Source organism: Nitrosomonas sp. (assembly GCF_022842015.1).
Taxonomy (GTDB): Bacteria; Pseudomonadota; Gammaproteobacteria; order Burkholderiales; family Nitrosomonadaceae; genus Nitrosomonas.
Genome location: NZ_JALHQJ010000110.1, coordinates 1 through 5,790, shown reverse-complemented (window position 1 = coordinate 5,790; position 5,790 = coordinate 1). Strand labels below are relative to the sequence as shown.

Genomic DNA, 5,790 nt, shown 5'->3' with positions numbered 1-5,790 from the left:
TACCTCGGATGGCACAGAATGATTGACCGTCTCGGTCAAAGTATTACACCAATCCTTTGTTTTATAGCATCTCTTGGCAAAACAAGGCAGGTTCAACAACTAATTGTGACATAGCCTATAAAAAACTACCTAGCTAAACTCAACAAGCAGAGTCATTCAAAATAAAATCCCGCACAATTTTAATCTGGTTATTATCCATCAGCATTGGAGCATGACCGATACCGGGTAATTCAACTACCTTAGCCTTTGCTCCGCGTACTTGCATTTGTGCAGCCGTCTCGGATGACAAAATATCGGAATTTATTCCGCGTAATACCAAAGTAGGCACATTGAGTTGATCCCATTGCGTCCACAAATCAATATCTGTGATTTCATGTGTTTTAAAACTTATTGCAATCCTTGGATCGTAGCGAAAGCCGTAAGAACCATCGGGGTAAGCCCGGGCACTATGAATCGCCATATGCTCCCATTGCTCGTCAGTTAAGGGGCCAAAAGAAACTGAAATCAATTTCATGTAGTTTTTAAATTCCTCAAAACTTGCAAAGCGAGGATCTTTGCCAACATATTCGGCTATTCTTTTCAATGCTACCGCTGAAATTAAAGGACCCAAATCACTTATCACTAACCTGTTAATTGGGATTGGTAAATTTGGTTGTAGCGCCGTCACCATACCAATCAGACCACCCATAGAAATGCCCACCCAATCCAACACTATCGGTGTAGTAGTGTATTGAGATCTGAGATGATTCAGTAGCGAGATCGCATCCGCAAGATACAACGGGTAATATTCATAATCCTGAGCTTCCTGCAGCCAATCACTCTGACCACGACCCACAACATCAACACAAACTACCCGGCAATCTGCTTGAAGCGTACGCGCCAGATAATCGAAATCACGACAATTACGCGTCAGTCCATGAACACAGATCACAATATGTGGATTGTTACGATCACCCCAGTCCGTGTATGCAATATGATGGGGTTCTCTAGGCTTATCATCAGCTGACAGGGTTGGCACAAGTAATCGATTCACAGGTATTTTCATGAGCTTATTATGTTACCTTTCCATTTTTAAAAATATTTCATTATCTGTTATAAGATACAGCAAGGAAGATTTTAAACAACCGTCCCAATCATCAATGTAAATAAGTAGCTAACAAGCTGTTACAGCAAATTATTCATGATTCGCTAGATTTCATCACAATCTTTATTACCTGTTGAATATAAGTTATCACGCAGCGTTTGATCGTTTTCTCGATCCCCAAGCGACCCTAACTAAATCTTAGATAGAAGTAAATTATGAAATTATCTGATCTCTATTGGCATCGCATCACACCTCTGCATTTTCTATTATGGCCAATCAGTGTCCTATATAGTTATTTCCTGACACTGAAAAAACTGTGTTATTGGCTAGATATTTTTCCTTCAGTCAAATTACCTGTCACTATCATTACGCTCGATAGTATCAGTGTTGATGATGACTGCAAAACACCCTTGTTGCATTGGCTAGTGGATTGCTTGATCGCTCAAGGTTATCAGCCAGGAATTATAACGCGCGACAACTCCGACAATCCCGATTTACCACGTGAAATAACTCTGAATAGTGATCCGCATAGCATCGATGGAAAAACATTTTTATTAGCCCATCACTGCCAAGCATCCTGTCCGGTGTGGATTGGCAACAATAGAGTAGCCACCGCACAGGCACTACTAGATACCTACCCTGGATGTAATATCATCATCTGCATTAATGGAATGCAACATTATCGACTTGAACGCGATATAGAAATCATAGTCGTTGATTTCAGTGAATATAGTTTTGGCAATGGACTCTTGGTGCCTGCAGGGCCGCTACGTATCAATCTCAACCAGTTAAGAAAATCCGATATCATTGTGACAAATGGAACACCCAATCATCATCTAGATCTCAGCAAGTTGGGCAAAACCTACAATATGCAACTGATAAATGAGATGGTATATAACGTGCTTAATCCGGAAGTTCAGCAACCCATTTCCAGTTTTAAAAATAGGCAGTTACATGTTGTAACCGATGCCGATAACTCTCGTTGGTGCTTTGATTTCATACAAAAAATGGAACTCAACGCAGAATTACACTCTTATGCAGAAAACCATCGATTTAGTCAGCACGACATTAATCTCACGGAAGCTGATGCTATTCTCATGCCAGAAGAAAATGCGCTACAGTGCAAAAAATTTGCTAATGATAAGCTCTGGGCTTTGCCAAAGAGAGCTTGGATTAATAGCGAATTACAAGGGATTTTACTAAAAAAACTTAGCAATAAAAGCTAGCTTCGCGAAGCTATTGAGCTTCTGCAATTTATACGAAAATCTAAATCACATAAAATCATGAACACGAGCATTTCTATTTAAATTTTAGTAGAAATGATTATCTAGTGATCAACGCTACACCGTCAAAGAATATACTCACGCTTATTCCCATATGTGCTTATATCTACGATGATTTTTCACAAGCTTACTGTTTCCTCATGTTTTGATGCGCTTACGATATGAAAAAATAATTCATTACATTCAAAAAAGCTAAATCTAGTTTTCTTTGAGGGAAATGTGTAGAATCTTGCGGTTTTCCAATTCAGAAATTAAGTGAGTCATTAATCTGTGGCATTCTACGTACAAAAATATGGTGGCACATCAGTCGGAAGCACCGAACGGATCAAGAATGTTGCCCGTAGAGTGGCAAAATTTCACTCACAAGGACACCAAATTGTAGTTGTCGTTTCAGCCATGAGTGGTGAAACCAATCGCTTGATCGCATTGGCCCACGAAGTACAACAGAATCCTGATCCGCGCGAATTAGATGTAATGGTCTCCACCGGCGAACAAGTGTCCATTTCATTATTAGCAATGGCATTAATGGAACTTGATATCAAAGCCAGAAGCTATACCGGATCTCAAGTTAAAATTTTAACTGACAGTACGCACACGAAAGCGCGAATATTAAATATTGATGAGGACAGAATCCGGGCTGATCTTGCGGCCGGTTTTGTGGTGGTGGTTGCGGGATTTCAAGGTGTAGACGAGCAAGGTAGCATTACTACGCTTGGCCGAGGTGGATCTGACACTACTGGAGTAGCACTAGCCGCGGCTCTAAAGGCTGACGAATGTCAGATTTATACTGATGTGGATGGAATTTACACGACAGATCCACGTGTTGTAGCAGAAGCACGAAGGTTAAACACCATAACCTTTGAAGAAATGCTCGAGATGGCAAGCCTTGGCTCCAAGGTCTTGCAGTTAAGGTCTGTCGAGTTTGCTGGAAAATATAAAGTGAAACTGAGAGTTCTATCAAGTTTTGAAGATGAAGGTCAGGGCACTTTGATTACTTTTGAGGAAGATGAAAATATGGAGCAGGCAGTTATTTCAGGAATCGCATTTAATCGCGACGAGGCAAAAATTACTGTATTAGGTGTTCCAGATCATCCTGGTATTGCTTATCAAATTCTTGGACCCGTCGCAGATGCGAATATCGATGTGGATATGATCATACAAAACGTAGGTCACGATGGTCTGACAGACTTCTCCTTCACTGTTCATCGTAATGAATTCAACAATACGATGAATATTCTGAAAGAAAAAATTCAACCTCATATTGGTGCACGTGACGTACTCGGAGGTGATAGAATTGCAAAAGTATCAGTTGTGGGCGTTGGAATGCGCTCGCATGCTGGCATTGCCAGCAAAATGTTCCGGGTATTAGCAGAAGAAGGAATTAATATACAAATGATTGCCACTTCTGAAATAAAAATCTCAGTTGTGGTTGATGAAAAATATATGGAACTAGCAGTCAGGGTTCTGCACAAAGCATTTGATCTTGAGCAAGCACCCTGAACTAAATCTCAAGAACTGATCAATAAACTATCAAACGATTGCATTCAATCTAATAACGGAGAGATGGCCGAGTGGTCGAAGGCGCTCCCCTGCTAAGGGAGTATAGGCACAAAAAGCTTATCGAGGGTTCGAATCCCTCTCTCTCCGCCAGAAAATCAACACAATCAACAAGTTATGAATATTTTTAAGACTTGTCCCGCATAAAAAACCACAACAAACGATCAGCTTATTAAGTTATTGCGCAGCTAGTTCGTTGTCAGTACGAACGAAACCACTTTTTTCCGACCGATGACCCGTCTTATAAATTATCATGATAGTTTCTGATCTTCGATCCAGTTCATAAACTGTTTCTGAGAAGTGAAGTCAGATAGTTTCTGTATTGCCTTCATTATTGAAGTGCCTGCAATATTCACAAGTGTAGAACGGTCTATATCAGATATACTTTTTTTCCCTCCATGAGCAACTCCACTCCTTTTTCCATAGTAATCACGCACTATGGATATCACTTTTTTTCTACCTTCAAGATTGTCTGACATAAGAAAAGCAACAGACTCTGCCACAGTTCCGCCAATTGAATTACCTTTTTCTGGTTTAAATAATGACTCAAGAGCCACTATCAGAAATAAGAATGCGTTGCTGTTTTCGTCTTGCGTTAGTGCTACGGAGAACCAATGAATGCTTCTTATGAGAGATTCTTCAAAATCACTAGCTTGTTTTTTTATAAGAGCTTCTGATACTTTGAATACACCAAGATCATTCATTCTCTCAAGTGATTCTTGATTCATCTCGAATTGAAAAACAGACCCCACAGAGTCAGCTTCAATTTTGAAACAAATTTTTGAAGTAATTAAGCTTAGTCGATTTGTATTTGGATGATCACCTTTCAAACCAATACGAATGTCCTCCTTTAGCGGATAAATTGCTTTACTAGAAAAACGCAACAAATCAATTGCCCGTCTTACTTCTTCTTTTCCGACTTCATATGCTCTAACTGGTTCTGCGTTTACTTCAACGATACCCACACAACCATCACTGAACTCCAATTCAATATTTTGTCCAACTGATTGTTTATGAATTTCTTTTTCAATGTCTGAATTTTTGAATTCATCAATTATCACTGATACCTTATTTTTCATGTCCGCGATTAGATTCTTATCTCCCGGCACAAAACGCACTCTTCCCAATTCGAGGCAATCTGACAAAATAACTCCCTCAATTTTTAAAAATACTACACTTTCTTGTTTAAATTCGGCTAGCTCTTCGATTAGAAGACTTAATTCACTCTCCAACTCAATCTGCCCTTCAGAAATTAACTTAGCAAAAACTGTCTTTAATTTTCCATCAATATATTTTGCAGAAAACTTTTGCTCAAAATCTTTATGTTTAAGTATCTTTCCAACAAGCTCGTTGAACAAGCAAGATCCATCCTTGCTCAAGCTATAAGCAACACCATTATGCATTAGGAAATTGCGGCTTCCATTGCCTGGAATGCTTGTTGTTCTAGTCGCCACATCGCGCAATTGTTGCGCTATCTGTTTAATTGTTTGATCGTTCATGTTGATATTAATTTAATTGGATAAGATAACGTATATGATTGATACGTCAAGTGTAGATCAAGGTTCTATTCCCGCTGTGACTCTCTTAATTTGTTCAATATTTATCAGCCAGTATTGAAGCTTGAAAGCAGGCTTCGAGGCTTTCTCATCACTACTATATCTACAAAATCTTCCGCCCGGCCTGTCAAAATGCTCTACTGTGCGTTAATCTTCCTCGTTCTACACCTTAACTTTAGTAGCTCTTAAATAATGGCTATGTAACAATTAATTATTGAATTGTTTGTCCAACGTGCATTGAGATATAGAGGTGTGCACAATGAAATCAACGGAATTCAAAGCATGGATGGAATTGATTGAACGCATGAGT

4 protein-coding genes, 1 tRNA gene and 1 pseudogene are annotated in these 5,790 nt (G+C 39.3%); 4 read left to right on the top strand and 2 right to left on the bottom strand.

Annotated elements, in window-relative coordinates; genetic code table 11:
* Positions 1–114, top strand: a pseudogene (locus tag Q0C11_RS14180) (IS1595 family transposase); the annotation flags it as partial.
* A gap of 25 nt (positions 115–139) precedes the next feature.
* Here the strand turns inward: Q0C11_RS14180 and Q0C11_RS14175 are convergent.
* On the bottom strand, positions 140–1,045 hold the full coding sequence (locus tag Q0C11_RS14175; RefSeq protein WP_293009065.1) for an alpha/beta hydrolase: 906 nt from the start codon (positions 1,043–1,045) through the stop codon (positions 140–142).
* 254 nt (positions 1,046–1,299) lie between these two features.
* Here Q0C11_RS14175 and lpxK point away from each other — a divergent pair, with 254 nt between their 5' ends.
* The 3 genes from lpxK to Q0C11_RS14160 all read left to right on the top strand — a co-directional run bounded on the left by lpxK (position 1,300) and on the right by Q0C11_RS14160 (position 4,017).
* Positions 1,300–2,310, top strand: coding sequence for a tetraacyldisaccharide 4'-kinase (gene lpxK, locus Q0C11_RS14170; RefSeq protein WP_293009063.1), 1,011 nt, complete (start codon positions 1,300–1,302; stop codon positions 2,308–2,310).
* A 327-nt stretch (positions 2,311–2,637) separates the two neighbouring features.
* Positions 2,638–3,867 (top strand): aspartate kinase, encoded by a 1,230-nt coding sequence (locus tag Q0C11_RS14165; protein WP_293009061.1) that lies wholly within the window; start codon positions 2,638–2,640, stop codon positions 3,865–3,867.
* Between the two features lie 57 nt (positions 3,868–3,924).
* Positions 3,925–4,017, top strand: a tRNA-Ser gene (locus Q0C11_RS14160).
* 158 nt (positions 4,018–4,175) lie between these two features.
* Here the strand turns inward: Q0C11_RS14160 and Q0C11_RS14155 are convergent.
* Positions 4,176–5,423: a HEPN domain-containing protein gene (locus Q0C11_RS14155; RefSeq protein ID WP_293009059.1), complete on the bottom strand. Its 1,248-nt coding sequence runs from the start codon at positions 5,421–5,423 to the stop codon at positions 4,176–4,178.
* Positions 5,424–5,790: the final 367 nt, after the last annotated feature.

What these genes read in the sequence shown, in the direction of transcription:
- lpxK (WP_293009063.1), top strand. Translation starts at nt 1,300, where the DNA reads ATGAAATTATCTGATCTCTATTGGCATCGCATCACACCTCTGCATTTT.
- Q0C11_RS14175 (WP_293009065.1), bottom strand. Translation starts at nt 1,045, where the DNA reads ATGAAAATACCTGTGAATCGATTACTTGTGCCAACCCTGTCAGCTGAT.
- Q0C11_RS14155 (WP_293009059.1), bottom strand. Translation starts at nt 5,423, where the DNA reads ATGAACGATCAAACAATTAAACAGATAGCGCAACAATTGCGCGATGTG.